19 protein-coding genes and 1 tRNA gene are annotated in these 16803 nt (G+C 67.9%); 3 read left to right on the forward strand and 17 right to left on the reverse strand.

All coding sequences use genetic code 11. The features are described from left to right. Window positions 1–68: 68 nt before the first annotated feature. From smpB to ITJ67_RS16680, 11 genes are all read right to left on the reverse strand, one after another. On the reverse strand, window positions 69–545 hold the full coding sequence (gene smpB, locus ITJ67_RS16630) for an SsrA-binding protein SmpB (protein ID WP_104241539.1): 477 nt from the start codon (window positions 543–545) through the stop codon (window positions 69–71). Window positions 546–636: 91 nt separating this feature from the next. Continuing rightward, entirely contained in the window at window positions 637–1548 is a 912-nt protein-coding gene (ftsX, locus tag ITJ67_RS16635) for a permease-like cell division protein FtsX (protein ID WP_160072247.1), read from the reverse strand. Continuing rightward, complete coding sequence (gene ftsE / locus ITJ67_RS16640) at window positions 1545–2387, reverse strand: cell division ATP-binding protein FtsE (RefSeq protein ID WP_160072248.1); 843 nt, start codon at window positions 2385–2387, stop codon at window positions 1545–1547. The genes ftsX and ftsE overlap by 4 nt, the downstream gene beginning before the upstream one ends. Window positions 2388–2470: 83 nt before the next feature. Continuing rightward, window positions 2471–3586 (reverse strand): peptide chain release factor 2, encoded by a 1116-nt coding sequence (gene prfB / locus ITJ67_RS16645; protein ID WP_160072250.1) that lies wholly within the window; start codon window positions 3584–3586, stop codon window positions 2471–2473. 54 nt (window positions 3587–3640) lie between these two features. Next, window positions 3641–4108, reverse strand: coding sequence for a hypothetical protein (locus ITJ67_RS16650; RefSeq protein ID WP_228503191.1), 468 nt, complete (start codon window positions 4106–4108; stop codon window positions 3641–3643). After that, window positions 4105–4563, reverse strand: coding sequence for a pilus assembly protein (locus ITJ67_RS16655; protein WP_194678383.1), 459 nt, complete (start codon window positions 4561–4563; stop codon window positions 4105–4107). The genes ITJ67_RS16650 and ITJ67_RS16655 overlap by 4 nt, the downstream gene beginning before the upstream one ends. Further along, window positions 4532–4951, reverse strand: a complete 420-nt coding sequence (locus tag ITJ67_RS16660) for a TadE/TadG family type IV pilus assembly protein (protein WP_323741492.1) — start codon at window positions 4949–4951, stop codon at window positions 4532–4534. The genes ITJ67_RS16655 and ITJ67_RS16660 overlap by 32 nt, the downstream gene beginning before the upstream one ends. Then, a complete protein-coding gene (locus ITJ67_RS16665) occupies window positions 4938–5114 on the reverse strand; it encodes a hypothetical protein (RefSeq protein WP_194678385.1) in 177 nt (58 codons plus the stop codon). Before ITJ67_RS16665 ends, ITJ67_RS16660 begins: the two co-directional genes overlap by 14 nt. A 21-nt stretch (window positions 5115–5135) precedes the next feature. Next, window positions 5136–6074 carry a type II secretion system F family protein gene (locus ITJ67_RS16670; protein WP_194678386.1) on the reverse strand — a complete coding sequence of 313 codons (939 nt, stop codon included), beginning with the start codon at window positions 6072–6074 and terminating at the stop codon, window positions 5136–5138. Next, entirely contained in the window at window positions 6071–6934 is an 864-nt protein-coding gene (locus ITJ67_RS16675; RefSeq protein ID WP_194678387.1) for a type II secretion system F family protein, read from the reverse strand. Before ITJ67_RS16675 ends, ITJ67_RS16670 begins: the two co-directional genes overlap by 4 nt. Beyond that, window positions 6931–8160: a CpaF family protein gene (locus tag ITJ67_RS16680; protein WP_194678388.1), complete on the reverse strand. Its 1230-nt coding sequence runs from the start codon at window positions 8158–8160 to the stop codon at window positions 6931–6933. The genes ITJ67_RS16675 and ITJ67_RS16680 overlap by 4 nt, the downstream gene beginning before the upstream one ends. Before the next feature lie 123 nt (window positions 8161–8283). Between ITJ67_RS16680 and ITJ67_RS16685 the strand changes: the two genes are divergently transcribed. Both ITJ67_RS16685 and ITJ67_RS16690 read left to right on the forward strand, forming a co-directional pair. Next, window positions 8284–8365, forward strand: a tRNA-Leu gene (locus tag ITJ67_RS16685). 155 nt (window positions 8366–8520) lie between these two features. Further along, entirely contained in the window at window positions 8521–9897 is a 1377-nt protein-coding gene (locus ITJ67_RS16690; protein WP_104298587.1) for an aspartate aminotransferase family protein, read from the forward strand. Between the two features lie 189 nt (window positions 9898–10086). On the opposite strand, the gene rdgB is transcribed toward ITJ67_RS16690, so the two are convergent. From rdgB to murI, 3 genes are read right to left on the reverse strand one after another with little or no spacing between them, the layout of a single operon-like run. Beyond that, a complete protein-coding gene (gene rdgB, locus ITJ67_RS16695; protein ID WP_160072266.1) occupies window positions 10087–10710 on the reverse strand; it encodes an RdgB/HAM1 family non-canonical purine NTP pyrophosphatase in 624 nt (207 codons plus the stop codon). After that, entirely contained in the window at window positions 10707–11438 is a 732-nt protein-coding gene (gene rph, locus ITJ67_RS16700; protein ID WP_160072268.1) for a ribonuclease PH, read from the reverse strand. The genes rdgB and rph overlap by 4 nt, the downstream gene beginning before the upstream one ends. A 49-nt stretch (window positions 11439–11487) precedes the next feature. Continuing rightward, entirely contained in the window at window positions 11488–12321 is an 834-nt protein-coding gene (gene murI, locus ITJ67_RS16705) for a glutamate racemase (protein WP_194678389.1), read from the reverse strand. Window positions 12322–12412: 91 nt separating this feature from the next. Between murI and ITJ67_RS16710 the strand changes: the two genes are divergently transcribed. Then, window positions 12413–13753, forward strand: a complete 1341-nt coding sequence (locus tag ITJ67_RS16710) for a nicotinate phosphoribosyltransferase (protein WP_194678390.1) — start codon at window positions 12413–12415, stop codon at window positions 13751–13753. Between the two features lie 108 nt (window positions 13754–13861). Here the strand turns inward: ITJ67_RS16710 and ITJ67_RS16715 are convergent, their stop codons facing one another. Genes ITJ67_RS16715 through ITJ67_RS16725 form a run of 3 tightly spaced genes read right to left on the reverse strand, consistent with a single transcriptional unit; the run spans window position 13862 to window position 16797 of the window. Beyond that, window positions 13862–14152: a DUF3039 domain-containing protein gene (locus tag ITJ67_RS16715; RefSeq protein WP_104253865.1), complete on the reverse strand. Its 291-nt coding sequence runs from the start codon at window positions 14150–14152 to the stop codon at window positions 13862–13864. 42 nt (window positions 14153–14194) lie between these two features. Continuing rightward, window positions 14195–15766: a hypothetical protein gene (locus tag ITJ67_RS16720; protein WP_194678391.1), complete on the reverse strand. Its 1572-nt coding sequence runs from the start codon at window positions 15764–15766 to the stop codon at window positions 14195–14197. Then, window positions 15742–16797 (reverse strand): ABC transporter ATP-binding protein, encoded by a 1056-nt coding sequence (locus ITJ67_RS16725; protein ID WP_308471704.1) that lies wholly within the window; start codon window positions 16795–16797, stop codon window positions 15742–15744. The genes ITJ67_RS16720 and ITJ67_RS16725 overlap by 25 nt, the downstream gene beginning before the upstream one ends. Between the last annotated feature and the right edge of the window lie 6 nt (window positions 16798–16803).

Consider the following 16803-nt stretch of genomic DNA (forward strand, 5'->3'; position numbering starts at 1 on the left):
CGGCCCCCGATCCACTGGATCGGGGGCCGCATCGCTGTTGCAGCTCGTCGTTCGAGGAGCGCCGGGGGTCACTCCCCCATGTACTTGCGGGAGGCCACGGCCCTGTCGGCCTCGCGCTTGTCCTGACGCTCGCGGAGCGCGTGGCGCTTGTCGAACTCGCGCTTGCCCTTGGCGACGGCGAGCTCGACCTTGGCCCGGCCGTTCAGGAAGTACAGCGTGAGCGGGACGAGCGTGTACCCGCCCTCCTTGGTCTTCATCGCGAGCTTGCGGATCTGCTCCTTGTGCAGCAGGAGCTTGCGCTTGCGGCGCGGGGCATGGTTGTTCCAGGTGCCCTCGAGGTACTCGGGGATGTGCACGGCGTCAAGCCACGCCTCACCGCGGTCGATGTACGCGTATCCATCGACGAGGGAAGCACGCCCCTGACGCAGCGACTTCACCTCGGTCCCGTTGAGCACGATGCCCGCTTCGAGGGTGTCCTCGATCAGATAGTCGTGCCTGGCTCGACGGTTCGTCGCGACAGGCTTTGTCCCTTGCTCCTTTGGCATGGCCTCTTCCTCTCTCGACGGCAAACGATGGACAGCCCGCTATCTTACGACACGGGCTGTCCATCGGTCTACTCTGCGGGTTTCGTGCGGGTCAGACCTTGAGGTACTTGTTGATCGCGATGCGCGCCGACACCCAAGCGAGCAGCACGCTCACCACGAGCAGCACGGGGAGGGCAAGCAGCGCCTCCGGAACTCCGATGAGGGAGACGAAGGGCAGCTGGCGTCCGAGGTAGCCCTGCACGAAGAAGTGGGCGATGGCCAGCGTCGCCCCCGACGCGAGGATCGCGCCGATGAGGGCGGCCACGATTCCCTCGAGGATGAACGGCGCCTGGATGTAGCGGTTCGAGGCGCCGACGAGGCGCATGATGCCGATCTCGCGTCGGCGACTGATGGCGGAGAGGCGGATCGTGGTCGCGATGAGCAGGGCGGCCGCGACGAGCATGACCACGGCGATGCCGATGGCGGAGAGGCTCGCGACGTTGAGCAGCTCGAAGATGCTCTCGAGGTACTGCCGCTGGTCGGTGACCGCTTCGACCCCGTCGTAGCCCTCGAGCTGCTGGATGATGATGTCGGCCTGGTCAGGGTCGGTCAGCGTGATGAGGAAGCTCTCGGAGAGGTACTCGGGCTCGACGAAGGAGACGATCGGGTCACCGGCGAACTGCTGCTGGAAGTTCGCGTAGGCCTGGTCCTGGTCCTCGAAGACGTACTCGTTGATGTACGGCGTGAGCACGGCACCTTGGAGGGCCGCCTCGACGGCCTCGCGCTGCGACTCGCTGGCCTGCCCACCGGCGCAGTTGGGGGCGCTCGAAACGGAGGAGCACAGGTCGACCGAGACCTGGGCGCGGTCGTACCAGAACGACTTCATGCTGCTGATCTGCTGCTGCATGAGGATTCCGGCGCCGACGAACGTCAGGGAGACGAAGGTGACGAGCACGACGGAGATGACCATGCTCGAGTTGCGGCGCAGCCCCTGCCACATCTCGGCGAATACGCGGCCGATCATTTGACGTCTCCAGTGTTCTTCGTGGTCGATTCGCCGGCGACGCGGGAGGCGATCGAGTCGGCGATGGATGTGGGTGCCTGTGATTCGACTTCGGCTTCGTCGTCCTGCTCGAGCTGGTTGGCGGCTGCCGTCTCGGCTTCGGTGAGGGGGACGATCCCGGGCTGGTAGACGCCGTCCGACTCGTCGCGCATGATGATGCCGCCGTCGAGCTCGATGACGCGCCTGCGTTCCTCGTCGACGATGGACACGTCGTGGGTGGCCATGACGACGGTCGTGCCGTTGGCGTTGATGCGCGCGAGGAGGCGCATGATGCCGCGGCTCGTGACGGGGTCGAGGTTTCCGGTCGGCTCGTCCGCGAGGAGGATGTCCGGCTTGTTGACGACGGCGCGCGCGATCGCGACTCGCTGCTGTTCACCGCCGGAGAGCTCGTGCGGGAACCGGTTGGCCTTGTCGCCGAGGCCGACGGTCTTGAGGACGTCGGGGACCGCCTTCGCGACGTGCCCGCGCGACTTGCCGAGCGCTTCGAGCGCGTAGGCGACGTTCTCGAAGACGGTCTTCCCGGCGAGGAGGCGGAAGTCCTGGAACACCATGCCGATGCTGCGCCGGTAGTACGGCACCTTGCGGTTGGAGATGCGCCGCAGGTCCTGGCCGAGCACGTGCACCTGGCCTCTGCTGGGTGCGTCTTCTCGGAGGATGAGGCGGAGGACGCTGGACTTGCCGGAGCCCGAGGGGCCGACGAGGAACACGAACTCGCCGCGCAGCACCTCGAAGGTGATGTCGTCGAGTGCGGGGGCGGCGGTGCCAGGGTAGACCTTGGCGACGTTATCGAATCTGATCATGGCGCTAACAGGGTAGGCACCGGACTGGCGTCAGCGCGGCGCGACATGCAGAAGTGGTCAGACGCGGTGGTCAGCGACCCGAGCTAGGCGGCGTCGGCCTCGCCGCGCTTGCGCCAGCGGATGCCGGCGGCGATGAAGGCGTCGATGTCGCCGTCGAAGACCTTGTCGGTGTTGCCGGTCTCGTGCTGGCTTCGGAGGTCCTTCACCATCTTGTATGGGGCGAGGACGTAGGACCGCATCTGGTCACCCCAGCTGGCGGTGATGTTGCCGGCGAGCTCCTTCTTCTGTGCGTTCTCTTCCTCGCGGCGGAGCAGGAGGAGGCGCGACTGGAGGACGCGGAGCGCTGCGGCGCGGTTCTGGATCTGGCTCTTCTCGTTCTGGCAGCTCACGACGATGCCGGTGGGCAGGTGCGTGATGCGGACGGCGGAGTCGGTCGTGTTGACGGACTGGCCACCGGGGCCGGACGAGCGGAACACATCCACGCGCATGTCGTTGTCTGGGATCTCGATCGACTCGGTCTGCTCGATGAGCGGCACGACCTCGACGGCGGCGAAGCTCGTCTCTCGGCTGCCTGCGGAGTTGAAGGGGCTCATGCGCACGAGGCGATGTGTGCCGGCCTCGACGGAGAGTGTGCCGAAGGCGTACGGGCTGTCGATCTCGATGGTGGCCGACTTGATGCCCGCCTGCTCTGCGTAGCTCGTGTCGAGGACGGAGACCTTGTAGCTGTGCTGCTCCGCCCAGCGGAGGTACATGCGAAGGAGCATCTCTGCGAAGTCGGAGGCGTCGACTCCGCCGGCGCCGGCGCGGATGGTGATGACGGCGGGACGAGGGTCGAACTCGCCGTCGAGGAGGGTCTGCACTTCGAGGTTGCCGATGACCTTGGTGATCGACTTGAGCTCGGCTCGGGCTTCCTCGGCCGTGTCCTCGTCTTCCATCTCGACGGCCATCTGCGCGAGCACTTCGAGGTCGTCGAGGCGCTGCTCGATCTCGTCGAGGCGCTTGAGGTCCGACTGGGCGTGGCTGAGGGCGGAGGTGACCCTCTGCGCGTTGTCCGTGTCGTTCCAGAGGTCCGGGACGGACGCTTCGGCCTCGAGCTCCACCACCTTCGCGCGGAGCTTGTCGGGGTTGAGCACGGCGCTGATGTCTCCGAAGGTGCTGCGCAGGGCAGTGATCTCCGAGGCGAGGTCAAGGTTGATCATGATCCCCCAAGACTAGCCGTCGGGGCTGGGCGGTGCTGTCCGGCGCGCATCGTGTCAGCTCAGCACGACTCTCGCGTCGCTGGAGACGGTGATCCGAAGTCCTGTCGGGAGGAGCGCATGGGCGAGGGGTGGCGACCATGCGCCGGTGATGACGATGTGCGCGGTGACACCGTCGGGTGAAGTCGCGGAATCCAGCGTGATGCTGTCGGTGCGCGCCGCGGAGAGGTCTTCGAGGGTCGCGAGGGCGCGGTCTTCCACGCGGGTCTGGCTGAGGACCGGTTGGAGTTCCCCGTCGCTGAAGACCACGTCGGCGGCGGAGAAGCTCTCGGATGCGGAGAGCGCGACGGCGTCGGCGATCGTGAGGAGGCGCTTGCGCTCGATGGACAGCGAAGTGGCCGCGACGAGCACGTAGGCGGCGGCGAGTCCGATCATGAGGAAGACGAGGATGAGCGGGAGGACGCTGCCGCGCTCCCCGCGCGTCCAGCGCAGGCCCGCTCGTGCTCGCACGCGCATCCCGATCATGCGGCCAGGCCGAAGCGCGTGACGGCGAACGAGGAGGTTGCGCTCGTGGGGACCGAGATCGGCGTCGCCTCGCCGGTGAGGCTGGCTGCGAACGTCAACGGCACGGCGATCGTGACAGTGACCGCGAGCACCGAGCCGGGGGCGGTGCAGCTGGGGTCCGGGCCACGGCACTCCACCGTCTGCTCGACGAGCTTCGCGTCGAATCCGTGGTCGGCAGCCGCAAGTGCGATCGTGGCCTCGGCAAGGGCCTGGGTGTCGGCTGCGGCAGGGTCCGCTGCGAGCAGTCTCGCCGCGTTGCGTGCCGCAGACTCGGCGGCGATGCTCGCGCCTTGGAGCGAGGACAGCGTCAGCATGAGGTAGGCGAGCGGCACGATGAGCAGCGTGCCGAGCGTCAGGAATTCGAGGGAGGCCGAGCCCCGATCGTCACTCAGTCTCGAGCGTCTCTGTCGGCGCATGTCCGGTCACCTCCAGCGCGTCGGGGAGGCCGAGCAGGCCGATCAGCGGCAACGGTGAGCGCACGGTGACCGCGATGGTCGGTGATCCGTCGGTCTCGGTTGCCGTGGCCGTCACCTCCTGGGCATAGCCAGCACCGATGGCGACCGTGATGAGGTCCGCCGCTCGGGTCTCCCCCGCTTCGAGGCTGCCGCCGAAGAGCCCGGCGTGCCTCGCGCCTTCCCCCGCGGCGTCCAGGAGCGTGGTGCGAACGTGCAGGGCGAAGCCGACCTGCAGGACGGTGAGCGTGAGGAGGAGCAGCATCGCCGACACCATGACCCATTCGGCGACTGCCGAGCCGGTCTCGTCGCGCATCACGCCGCGCGAATGGGCGCGGTTAGCTGAAGTCACTGACGCGGCTGATGGCGTTCTGGAAGACGTCGACGAGGAGGTCGCCGGCGACGGTCCAGAGGAGGATCACCAGTCCCGCAGACATGATCGTGATGAGGACCCAGCCGGGGACGTCGCCGCGTTCGGAGCTGGCTCGGGTTCGGAGTGCGTGCAGGAACTGCATGGTGTGCCTTTCGGGTGGCGGTCAGAAGCTCGTGCGGAGCACGAAGACGGCTGGATAGAGGGCGAACAAGATGGTCGTGGGGAGAATGAGGAAGATGAGTGGGACGAGCATCTGGACTTCTTTCCGGCCGGCGGATTCCAGGAGGTCGCGTTTGCCGAGTTCCCGTGCGTCGCTTGCTTGCGCGCGGAGCACTTCGACGAGCGGCGCCCCACGTTCGAGTGCGGAGATCATGTGCTCGACGCAGCGGTCGAGCGGCAGGTAGCGGACGCCCCTGGTCATCTCGTGGAGTGCATCGGACAGCGAGACGCCGGTGTTGACGTGGTGGACGACTCGCGCGAACTCCTTCGCGAGCTCGCCGGTGCTCACGCTGGCGACGCGCTTCAGGCTGTCGAAGATGCCCTCACCTGCCGAGAGACTGAGGGAGAGGAATTCGACGACGGTGGGGAACTCGCTGGCGACGCGTCGGTGACGGCGCTGCGCGGCGCGGCCGAGGGCCTGGTCGCGGAGGAAGATGCCGACGCAGCCGAGGAGGAGAGGCAGGAGGATCTGGGCGAGGACCGGAATTCCGCGGGTCGCGCCGAGCAAGAGACCGGCGCTCAGGCCCAGGCCAGTCGCGACGAGTCCCCAGGTGAGCTGTTCGGCTCGGAACCGTTCGAGCCTGGTCGTGGAGCCCGATTGACGCAGCTGCGCGGTGATGCGGTCGCTGCCGCCGAGCACTTCATCGAGGAGGGCCCTGCCTCTCGCTGCGAATGGGGCGGCGAGTGTCCCGAGGACGGGGAGCGGATCGCTCGCGGTCTTCTGCACATCGGCTCGCGCAGCCGCCGAGATGTCCAGGAGGTGCGGGGCGAGACGCTCCGCGAGGTTCGGCTTGGAGAGGCGTGGGACGGCGGCGAGCAGCGTCCAGAGGCCGATTCCGAGACCGAGCCCGCAGAGCACGGCCCAGCCGAGTGTCTCGTTCATGCGAACCACCTGCGGTCGTCTTTGAGTTTCGCGATGCGGAGCATGAGCAGGTAGGCGGCTACGGTCACGCCCAGGCCGATGAGGATCACGATCGCGCCCTCCAGACTGTTGAAGGCGCTCGCCGCCTCGGGCCTGGTTCCCAGCATGAGCAGGACGATCCAGGGTGCGGCCGAGCCGAGTTTGGCGGCGTTCATGACCCAGGACTGCTTGGCTTCGACTTCGTGGCGCACGGCCTGCTCTTCTCGCAGGTAGCTGCCGAGGCTTTTGAGCACCGTGGGGAGTTCCGATCCGCCGACGTCTCTGGACATGCGAAGCGTCTCGAGGATGCGGTCTGCGGTCGGGTCGGCGAGCCGCTCCTTCAGCTCGTCGAGAGCCACGCGGAAGCTGCCCGTCAGGCGGTACTGGCGGGTATATGCGGCGAAGTCCTCCCGCAGCACCGCCGGCCCCGATTCGGCCAGCCCCGCGACCCCCTCGGGCAGGGCCACACCGGAACGGATGGACGCCACCAGGTGGTCGACCACGTCCGGCCACACGAGCCGGTTCCGGTTCCGCCGCTGCACGGACCGGACCCGCACGATCGTGACTGGAGCCGCCGACCCTCCGACGAGAGCGATGAGGGCAACAGCGACCACTCCCGTGAGAGCGAGCGCCATGGCACCCAACGCGAGCCCGAGCGCGAAGGCAGCACCCGCGAACACGCCGATGGGTACCCGTTCGAATCCGGCTCGCCTGAGATCTGCCTCGAAGTCGGCAACCTTGGAGAGGCGTCGGTCGCGTCGCTCGCTGCTCTGCGGCCACAGTCTCGCGCTCACAACGCTCGAGACTCCCGCCCCCATGACCAGCGCCAGCAGAACGGTCACAGGGACCGCCGAAGGACACGCGCCGCATCCAAACCGTGCGCCTCGAACTTCGCGGTTCGCGGCGGCGGGGATCCGGTCGATTCGAGTTGCGCCCGTCCACGGTTGAAGAGGGTGGCCGCCTCGATGATCTGACCGGTTACCGTTCCGGTCGGCGCGAGGATCTCCCCCACGTGTCGTGTTCCGGAGGCTGTCATCTCGAGGTGCACGACGAGGTCGATGCAGCTGGCCACGGTGGGCACCACGAACGCGCTGTCGATGTTGCGTCCCGCGAGGAGCGGCAACGTGGAGAGCTTGACGAGCGCATCCCTCGCGGTGTTCGCGTGGATGCTGGAAATTCCGGGCATTCCGCTGTTGAGGGCGATCAGGAGGTCGAGGCTCTCAGCTTCCCGCACTTCGCCGACCACGAGCCAGTCGGGTCTCATGCGCAGTGCTTCCTTGATGAGTCGGCGCAACGTGATCTCACCGGTGCCCTCGAGGCTTGCCTGCCGGCACTGCAGCGCAACGACATCGCGGGCGACGAGGTCGAGTTCGAAGGTCTCCTCGACCGTAACGATGCGTTCTTCGCTGCGCACCGAGGAGAGGAGCGCGTTGATCATGGTGGTCTTGCCGGTGTGGGTCGCGCCCGAGACGAGGATGTTGCAGCCGGCGAGGACCGCGAGCTGCAGGAACTCCGCTGCCTGCGCGGTGAGCGCCTCGCGCTCGACGAGATGGGAGAGGTCTCGGATGCGGCGCGAGAACTTGCGGATATTCACGGATGGATAGCGCCTGGTCACCTCGGGAACGGCCACGTGCAGCCGCTCGCCGTTCGGGAGCGAGGCATCCACGAAGGGCGAGGACAGGTCGACTCGTCGGCCGCTCGACTGGAGCATCCGCTCGATGAGATCGCGCAGGTCGGTCTCCGGGACGACCGTCGACGTGAGCTCGGGTACGCCGCCCCGAGCAACGAAGACTCGGGAAGGTGCGTTGATCCAGATCTCCTCGATCTCCGGATCGTCGAGGTAGGGCTGGAGCGCACCGAAGCCGGTCACTCGGGCCAGCACCTCACGTGTCGTGGACTCCTCATCGTGGACCAGCGGCAGCGACGAGCCCAGCGCTTCCTCCGCGTACCCCCGCACCTCCTCGCGCGCGATGTCGGCGGCCCGCACACGGTCACCACCGAGGTCGATGCCCTCCAACAGGACACGACGCCGGATTCGGTCAGTGATAGTGCTTACCGCGATGCTCACGGCGACAGCATGCCCAAGACTCGAAAATGCCGCAGAAGTTATCCACAGGCCTTGCGCGTCGCGGCTTCTCGGCTTTGCAGCGCCGCCCTAGACTGGCTTCAGCACACGGGTTCGCTCGTGCTTGCGGGAGTGGTGAAATTGGCAGACACGCAGGATTTAGGTTCCTGTGCTTTCGAGCGTGCGGGTTCAAGTCCCGCCTTCCGCACTGTTCTTGATCTCGGATCCCGGCGTCCAGCTGCTCGTCTGACTGCGAGCGCAACTCAGGCACTTGAAGCTCCTCCGACTCGACAGACTGTCTGTTCCGGCGCTCCCGACCAACGGGTACGGTTCCAGTATCAGCACTGAGAAGGAGCATCGACGATGACCGAATTCAACGAAGCAGACCTGCAGCAGAAAGCCAAAGATCACCTCTGGATGCACTTCTCGCGCCAGTCCGTGATGGAAGACGGCGCCGGGGTGCCGATCATCGTCAAGGGCGACGGGCACCACATCTGGGATTCGAAGGGCAACAAGTACTTCGACGGCCTCTCCGGCCTCTTCGTCGTCAACGCCGGCCACGGCCGCCAGCGCCTCGCCGAGACCGCTGCCAAGCAGGCCGCAGAGCTTGCGTTCTTCCCCATCTGGTCGTACGCCCACCCGAACGCCATTGAACTCGCCGACCGCCTCGCCGACTACGCGCCAGGCGATCTCAACCGCGTGTTCTTCTCCACGGGCGGCGGCGAAGCGGTCGAGACCGCCTTCAAGCTCGCCAAGTACTACTGGAAGCTGCAGGGACAGCCCACCAAGCACAAGGTCATCTCCCGCTCGGTGGCGTACCACGGCACGCCGCAGGGCGCCCTCGCCATCACGGGCATCCCCGCGATGAAGGCGATGTTCGAACCGCTCACCCCCGGCGGCTTCCGCGTGCCGAACACGAACTTCTACCGCGCTCCCGAGCACGGCGACAACCTCGTCGAGTTCGGCCAGTGGGCCGCGAACCGCATCGAGGAGATGATCCTCTTCGAAGGACCAGAGACCGTCGCCGCGGTGTTCCTGGAGCCCGTCCAGAACTCCGGCGGCTGCTTCACGCCTCCCCCAGGCTACTTCCAGCGCGTGCGCGAGATCTGCACCAAGTACGACGTGCTGCTCGTCGCCGACGAGGTCATCACCGGCTTCGGACGCATCGGCGACATGTTCGCATCCACCACGTACGACATCCAGCCCGACATGATCACCTGCGCCAAGGGCATGACCAGCGGCTACTCCCCGATCGGCGCCACCATCGTGAGCGACCGCATCTACGAGCCCTTCAAGCACGGCCAGACGTCGTTCTCGCACGGCTACACCTTCGGTGGCCACCCCGTCTCCGCAGCCGTCGCCCTCGAGAACCTGAACATCTTCGAGGAGGAACGCCTCACGCAGAACGTCAAGGAGAACTCGCCGCACTTCCGCGCGGCTCTCGAGAAGCTCCTCGACATCCCCATCGTCGGCGACGTCCGCGGCGACGGGTACTTCTTCGGCATCGAGCTCGTCAAGGACAAGGACACCCGAGAGACCTTCAATGACGAGGAATCCGAGCGCCTCCTGCGCGGATTCCTCTCCAAGGCCCTCTTCGACGCGGGCCTCTACTGCCGCGCCGACGACCGAGGCGACCCCGTCATCCAGCTCGCCCCGCCCCTCACCATCGGGCAGGCAGAATTCGACGAGATCGAGCAGACACTGCGCGGCGTACTCACCGAAGCCAGCTCACTCCTCTAACGGTCGGCTCCAGGCCGCGCACGCGAGGTCCCGACCCGACTTCTCAGCTTCGGGATGGGTTCCCTGCGTGGAATGGGGATGGAAAAGTCGCTTCGTGCTGGAGAACTTTCCAGCACGAAGCGACTTTTCCATCCCGAAACTCAGGTGGGTGCTCGGGGCGAGATGCCAGGACCAGCCCAGCCGGCTCGGCTACAAGCCGAGGGCCGCGCGCAGCTTCGGCGCGAGCGCGTCGAACGCGCGGCGGCGGTGGCTCGAGGCGTCCTTCTCGGCATCCGTGAGGTCTGCGGCCGAGCCTTCGGCGCCGTCGGGCTGGAAGATGGGGTCGTAGCCGAACCCGTGCTCCCCGCTCCGCTGTTCGAGGATGCGGCCGGGCCACACGCCGAGCACGGCCTCGCTCAGCTCCTCGCCCGTCGCAGACGCGGACGCCGGCACGACCAGCGCCGCCGCCGCGACGAACTGCGCCGCGCGGTTCGGATGCGACACGTCGCTCAGCTGCCACAGCAGCAGCTCGAGGTTCTCCTTCGCGTCCTTCGCGGGCCCCGACCAGCGGGCGGAGAAGATGCCGGGCGAGCCGCCGAGCACGTCCACCGAGATGCCCGAATCGTCAGCCAGCGCCGGGAGCCCCGTGTGCTCTGCCGCGGCGCGCGCCTTGAGGAGCGCGTTGCTCTCGAAGCTGAGACCGGTCTCGCGCGGCTCGGGGCCGTCGTAGGCGACGAGCTCGATGCCGTCGAGCTGCGCACCCAGGATGCGTCGCAGCTCGATCAGCTTGTGCGCGTTGTGGGAGGCGAGGACAACCCGGACCGGCTCGCTCATGCCTTGAGCGCCTCGTTCTGCAGCTCCGTGAGCGTCGCCGTGCCCGCGAGGGCGATATCGAGGAGACGGTCGAGCTCCTCACGGTCGAACGGTGCACCCTCGGCGGTGCCCTGCACCTCGATGAGCTTGCCGTCGCCCGTCGCGACGACGTTCATGTCCGTGCCGGCGCGGACGTCCTCGACGTAGGCCAGGTCGAGCAGCGGGACGCCGTCGACGATGCCCACCGAGATCGCGGCAACGGAGCGCGTGAGCACGTTCGCCTTCGCTGGCACGTGCTTATTGGCCTTCGCCCACTCGATCGACTGGGCCAGCGCCACGTACGCGCCGGTGATCGCCGCGGTGCGCGTGCCGCCGTCGGCCTGCAGCACGTCGCAGTCGATGACGATCGTGTTCTCGCCGAGCGCCGACATGTCGACGGCCGCGCGCAGCGAGCGACCCACGAGGCGGGAGATCTCGTGCGTGCGCCCGCCGATCTTGCCCTTCACGGACTCACGGCTGTTGCGGTCGTTCGTGGCGCGCGGGAGCATCGCGTACTCGGCCGTGACCCAGCCCTTGCCCTGCCCCTTGAGCCAGCGCGGCACGCCGGGTGTGAACGAGGCCGTGCACAGCACCTTCGTCTTCCCGAACGAGATGAGGGCCGAGCCCTCTGCCTGCTCGCTCCAGCCCTTCTCGATCGTCACGGGGCGAAGCTGGTCGTGGGTGCGGCCGTCTGCGCGTGCATCGGTCATTGGTCCTCCAAGGGGTCGGATGCGGTGCTGGAAATCGGGGCGCGTCGCGTCAGGGGCGGCGCATCGACGGCGGCAGGTTGATGGCCTCCGTCATGAGTCGCTCCACGTGGCGCACGTCGGGGCCGAGGAAGCGACCGGCAAGGTTCACGAATGCCTCCGTGTTCTCGCCCGTCGCCCGGTAGGAGTACTGCGGGGCTCGCCCGCTGGCGTTGAGGAGGCCGTTCGAGGCGAGCACGCGGTACACGTCCTGCGCCGTCTCCACGTCGCTCGAGACGAGGCGGACGTCCGGGCCGAGCACGTAGCCGAGCACGCCCTTCAGGAACGGGTAGTGCGTGCATCCGAGGACGACAGTGTCGACGCCAGCCGCCTTGATCGACGCCAGATACTCCTCGGCGTGCCGCACCAGCTCTGGGCTCGTCGTGTCGCCTCGCTCCACGTACTCCACGAACAGCGGACAGGCCTGCGAGAAGATCTCGAGGTGGGGGGCCGCCGCGAAAGCGTCGTCGTACGCGCGTGACGACAGGGTCGCCTCGGTGCAGAGCACCCCGATGCGATTGTTGTGCGTCGCGCTCACGGCAGCTCGCACGGCCGGCGCGATGACCTCCACGACCGGCACGTCGTAGCGTTCACGCGCATCCCGCAGCACCGCGGCAGACGCGGTGTTGCAGGCGATGACGAGCATCTTGACGTCCTGCTCGACGAGCTCGTCGAGGACCGCGAGCGACAGACGCCTGACGTCGGCGATCGGCTTCGGGCCGTACGGCGTGTGCTCGGTGTCTCCGACGTAGAGGAGCGACTCCCCCGGCAGCTGCGCCCGGATCTCCCTCGCGACCGTCAGCCCGCCGACACCAGAGTCAAATACGCCGATCGGTGCCTCGCTCATGAGTGCCGAGTCTACTCCCAGGCATCAGCCGGGGGCGGATGCGCACGCCGAGCACCCTTGCGCGCCCCGCGGCTGCGCCTAGGCTGGGGCGGTGACTTCCGAACGGCCGTCTACCGGCTTCCTCACCGACCAGTACGAGTTCACGATGATCGATGCCGCGGTTCACGCCGGCACCGCCGATCGTGACAGCGTCTTCGAGCTCTTCGGGAGGCGCCTGCCGAGCGGGCGCCGCTACGGAGTCGTGGCGGGGGTCGGGCGCGCGCTCGAACTGCTGCGCGACTTCCGCTTCGGGGACGCCGAGCTGGCGCACCTCCGCGAGCACTCGATCGTCTCCCCCAAGACCCTCGACTGGCTCGCGGACTACCGCTTCTCTGGCACCATCCGCGGCTACCGCGAGGGCGAGATCTACTTCCCCGGCTCCCCCATCCTCGAGGTTCGCTCGAGCTTCGCCGAGGGCGTCATCCTCGAGACGCTCCTGCTGAGCATCTACAACTACGACTGCGCGGTCGCCTCCGCCGCCGCACGTATGGTCTCCGTCGCCCGAGGCCGTCCGCTCGCCGAGATGGGCTCGCGCCGCACCGGCGAGCGCTCAGCTGTCGCAGCAGCCCGCGCCGCCTACATCGCAGGCTTCAAGGCCACGAGCAACCTGGAAGCCGGACGCAGCTGGGGGGTGCCGACGATGGGAACCGCAGCGCACTCGTTCACCCTGCTGCACGACTCCGAGCGCGAGGCGTTCGCCTCGCAGGTCGCCACCCTCGGCGCCGGCACGACGCTCCTCGTCGACACGTACGACGTTCGCGAGGGCGTGCGCCTCGCGGTCGAGGTCGCCGGCCGAGAACTGGGCGGCGTGCGCCTCGACTCCGGCGACCTGCCGACGCTCGTCGCGGAGGTGCGCGCGCAGCTCGACGAGCTCGGCAACACCGCGACCAGCATCACGGTCACGAACGACCTCGACGAGTTCGCCATCGCCGGGCTCGGTGCGAGCCCCGTCGACTCGTTCGGCGTCGGCACGAGCGTCGTCACGGGATCGGGATCCGTCGCCTCCGGCATGGTCTACAAGCTCGTCGCCCGCCGCGGCGAAGACGGCGAATGGGTGTCGGTCGCCAAGCGTTCCACGGGCAAAGTCAGCGTGGGCGGCGAGAAGTTCCCCGTCCGCCGCCGCGACGAGCACGGGATCGCCGAGGCCGAGGTCGTCGGCATCGGTGCTCCCCCGGTCTCCGACAAGAGCGACCGCTCGCTGCTCGTCGACCTCGTCGTCGACGGTGTCATCAACGAGGAGTACACGGGCCAGGCGGGCGTGCAGAGCGCCCGAGAGCACCACCGCACCGCCATCGAAGAGCTGCCGATCGGCGCGCTCCGCCTCCACGCGGGCGAGGCCGCACTGCCGACGGTCTTCGTCGAGCAGGACGGCCGCGAGACCGTCTGGGTCTGACACACCCCTGGCGCCTCACGCCCGAACAGCACAACGGCCGCGAACCCATCTCGGGTTCGCGGCCGTCGCGCGTGCGGGTGAGCCTCGTGCATCCGATCGATGCGCGGCTCAGCCCTTCATCTTGTCGTACACCGCCTTGCAGTTCGGGCAGACGGGAAAGCGGTCGGGATTGCTGTTCGGCAGCCACTTCTTGCCGCACAGCGCGCGCACCGGCTTCCCTGTCACCGCCGACTCGAGGATCTTCTCCTTGCGCACGTAGTGCGAGAACTTGTCGTGGTCGCCCGGGTCGTCGGTCTGCTCCTCGTTGAGGAGCTTCTCGAGCTCGCGATCGAGGATCGCCGTACCGCCGCCGGTCTCGTCTGGCCCGCCGGGGCCCGTTGGGGTGCTGGAGAACGTCATGCCGATCATCTTAGAACGCAAACCGCGGACCCCACCGGATGGCTACGCGCTCTGCGCGAACGCCATGATCTCGCTGGAGCGGCGCTCGAACTGCCTAGCGCCCGCGTTCAAGCCCACGATGAGAACGATGAGCCCCACGACGACGCCCCAGCCGAGGGCGACGAAGTTCCACCAGGATTCGCCACCGTTGAGGGCGACGAGACCCGCGTAGACGGACGGGCCCATGAGGAGGATCGCGATGAAGCCGGTCGTGGGGTGCCAGAACACGCCGGACCCCCAAGACCGCACGGGCTGGCTGAACGGCGAGTCGCCCGGTCGCGCAACCGGATACGGGTGCAGCACGCTGCCGATGCTCGAGAAGCCCGTCGCAGCGAAGAGCAGGCCGAGCGACAGGCCGACGAGGGCGAGGATCGTGCCCCACTCACCCACGATGAGCCAGGTCACAAGCGCGCCGAGAACGACGACAACCGTACCGAAGACGAGCGTCGGGAGGGCGCGACCGAAGCGGTCGGAGAGGCCGGACATGCCGCTCGTCACGTGCATCCACACCGCAGAGCCGTCGAAGGCCAGGTCGTTGTGGAGGGTCCACCCGATGAAGAACGCCAGGAGCGGCAACGGCAGCAGCGCCAGGTGCCGCGGCTCGACGCCGACGACCGCCAGCGGGATCAGGGCGAGCAGTGGGATGAGGATGATCGACACGTTGACGACGACGTACCGCGGGTCGCGCATCCAGTAGGTGACCGTCCGAGCCGCCACGACAAGCGCAGGCGAACGGCCGAATGCCCCGAACGCGCCGAGATCGACGAGCTCGGTCTCGTCGCCGCCAAGGGCAGCGGACGCGACTCGGCCGGCGACGACCTGCCAGAGCACGAGCAGGACCACGAGCGTGACCGCACCGATGCCGAGCTGCCCGAAGGCGAGCTGCAGGTCTCCGCCTGCCGCGCTCGCCGCTGCCGCCCACGGGGCCGCGATCGGCGAGAGCGAGAGCACTTCGAGCGCGGCGCTGACGGCTTCGTGCTCACCCAGCTGCCAGTCGACGGACACCGCGACGAACACGATGGGCGACGCGAGGAGCAGGAGCACCAGGACAAGCGCTGCGCGGGCGTCGCTCACGAGCCGTCTGGCCCGCAGGTCTTCACCGACGAGACCAGCGAGGCGCGACAGCACGACGAGGGTGGCGAGGACCAGAGCGGCGCCGACGATGGCGACGAGCAGGCCAGTCGAGTCGCCGGTCCAGAGCAGGAGCCCTGCCAGCAGGACGATCGTGATCGCGAACGACGGCACGCTGACGAACGCCGTGCCGAGCGCCAGCCATGCCGACCGCCGGGGCGAGAAGCCCATGACGGCGAGGGAGCGCGGGTCGATCGCGGCGATCGGCGTCACGAAGACGCTCACGAGCCCGGTCGCGATGGTCACGAGCGATCCCGCGATGATGGCCGCCTCGCGTTTCGCCTCGATGTCCGAATCGAGCAGCGACAGGACCGCGAATACGGCGAAGACCGCGGCGAGGATCGACAGCAGGAGCGTGCCGATCCACGCCCCCCGATGCTGCGAGTCGCGCCGAGCGCCGTTGCGGATCGACTGCAGCTTCAGTTGAAGGAGATGTCCAGCCAATCGAGCCCCTCCATCTGTGGCGTGCCGCGCACGAGGTCGCGGAAGCGTTCTTCGAGTGTGATGCTGCCGCGCACTTCGCTCACCGTGCCGGAAGCGAGGAGCTCGCCCCGAACGATCACGGCGACGTGGTCGCAGACGCGCTGCACGAGGTCCATGCTGTGGCTCGAGAGCAGCACCGTTCCCCCGCGCTGCACGTACTCGAGCAGGATGTCGATGAGCTGCCCCGCCGACACCGGGTCGATCGTGTCGAACGGCTCGTCGAGCACCAGCAGCTCCGGCGAGTGGATGAGCGCGGCGGCGAGCGAGATCTTCTTCGTCATGCCCGCCGAGTAGTCGACGACGAGGCGGTTGGCGGCCGACTCGAGCTCGAAGGCGTGCACCAGCGACTCGGTTCGCGACCGCGAGTCCGCGGGCGAGAGGCCGCGGAGGAGACCCGAGTAGTAGAGGAGCTGTCCGCCCGTGAGCTGGTCGAAGAGACGCAGCCGGTCCGGGAGGATGCCGATGTGGGGATGGGCGGCCTTCGGGTTCTTCCACACGTCGAGGCCGAGCACCTCGACGGTGCCGCTCGTCGGCTTCAGCAGCCCCGTCGCCATCGACAGGGTCGTCGTCTTCCCGGCGCCGTTCGGTCCGACGATGCCGGTGAAGGAGCCACGACGGACCTCGAAGGTGACGTCGTTGACGGCGACGTCCGCGCCGAAGCGCTTCGTGAGCCCGGTGACGGACAGCACGGTGTCGCCGAGTTCACGGTCGGGTGCCTCGGTGACACGCGTGACGGGCGTCATCGTCGAGAGGCCCTCTGCCGTCGCGGCGCCCAGAACCGGGTTCCTGACGGCAGCCGGAAGGCCGGACTCCTGCGCCGCGGCCTCCTCCTCTGCGAGCGATGAAGCGGTCACGCTGTCGTCGACGACGATCGCCTCGACCATGATCGCCTGGGGTCGACTCGCGTCGCCCTCCGGTACGTCTGGGCTGGCAGCACTCTCGTTCACATCGTCGGCGGCGCCATCGCCGACGTCTGAGCTCTTCGAAGACATCGCTCA

Source organism: Pseudoclavibacter sp. VKM Ac-2867 (assembly GCF_015351275.1).
In the GTDB taxonomy this organism is placed as follows: Bacteria; Actinomycetota; Actinomycetes; order Actinomycetales; family Microbacteriaceae; genus Pseudoclavibacter.

Excerpts from the sequence above, each read along its gene's own strand:
- smpB (WP_104241539.1), bottom strand. The coding sequence starts at position 545 with ATGCCAAAGGAGCAAGGGACAAAGCCTGTCGCGACGAACCGTCGAGCC.
- ftsX (WP_160072247.1), bottom strand. The coding sequence starts at position 1,548 with ATGATCGGCCGCGTATTCGCCGAGATGTGGCAGGGGCTGCGCCGCAAC.
- ftsE (WP_160072248.1), bottom strand. The coding sequence starts at position 2,387 with ATGATCAGATTCGATAACGTCGCCAAGGTCTACCCTGGCACCGCCGCC.
- prfB (WP_160072250.1), bottom strand. The coding sequence starts at position 3,586 with ATGATCAACCTTGACCTCGCCTCGGAGATCACTGCCCTGCGCAGCACC.
- ITJ67_RS16650 (WP_228503191.1), bottom strand. The coding sequence starts at position 4,108 with ATGATCGGGATGCGCGTGCGAGCACGAGCGGGCCTGCGCTGGACGCGC.
- ITJ67_RS16655 (WP_194678383.1), bottom strand. The coding sequence starts at position 4,563 with ATGCGCCGACAGAGACGCTCGAGACTGAGTGACGATCGGGGCTCGGCC.
- ITJ67_RS16665 (WP_194678385.1), bottom strand. The coding sequence starts at position 5,114 with ATGCAGTTCCTGCACGCACTCCGAACCCGAGCCAGCTCCGAACGCGGC.
- ITJ67_RS16670 (WP_194678386.1), bottom strand. The coding sequence starts at position 6,074 with ATGAACGAGACACTCGGCTGGGCCGTGCTCTGCGGGCTCGGTCTCGGA.
- ITJ67_RS16690 (WP_104298587.1), top strand. The coding sequence starts at position 8,521 with ATGACCGAATTCAACGAAGCAGACCTGCAGCAGAAAGCCAAAGATCAC.
- rdgB (WP_160072266.1), bottom strand. The coding sequence starts at position 10,710 with ATGAGCGAGCCGGTCCGGGTTGTCCTCGCCTCCCACAACGCGCACAAG.
- rph (WP_160072268.1), bottom strand. The coding sequence starts at position 11,438 with ATGACCGATGCACGCGCAGACGGCCGCACCCACGACCAGCTTCGCCCC.
- murI (WP_194678389.1), bottom strand. The coding sequence starts at position 12,321 with ATGAGCGAGGCACCGATCGGCGTATTTGACTCTGGTGTCGGCGGGCTG.
- ITJ67_RS16715 (WP_104253865.1), bottom strand. The coding sequence starts at position 14,152 with ATGACGTTCTCCAGCACCCCAACGGGCCCCGGCGGGCCAGACGAGACC.
- ITJ67_RS16725 (WP_308471704.1), bottom strand. The coding sequence starts at position 16,797 with ATGTCTTCGAAGAGCTCAGACGTCGGCGATGGCGCCGCCGACGATGTG.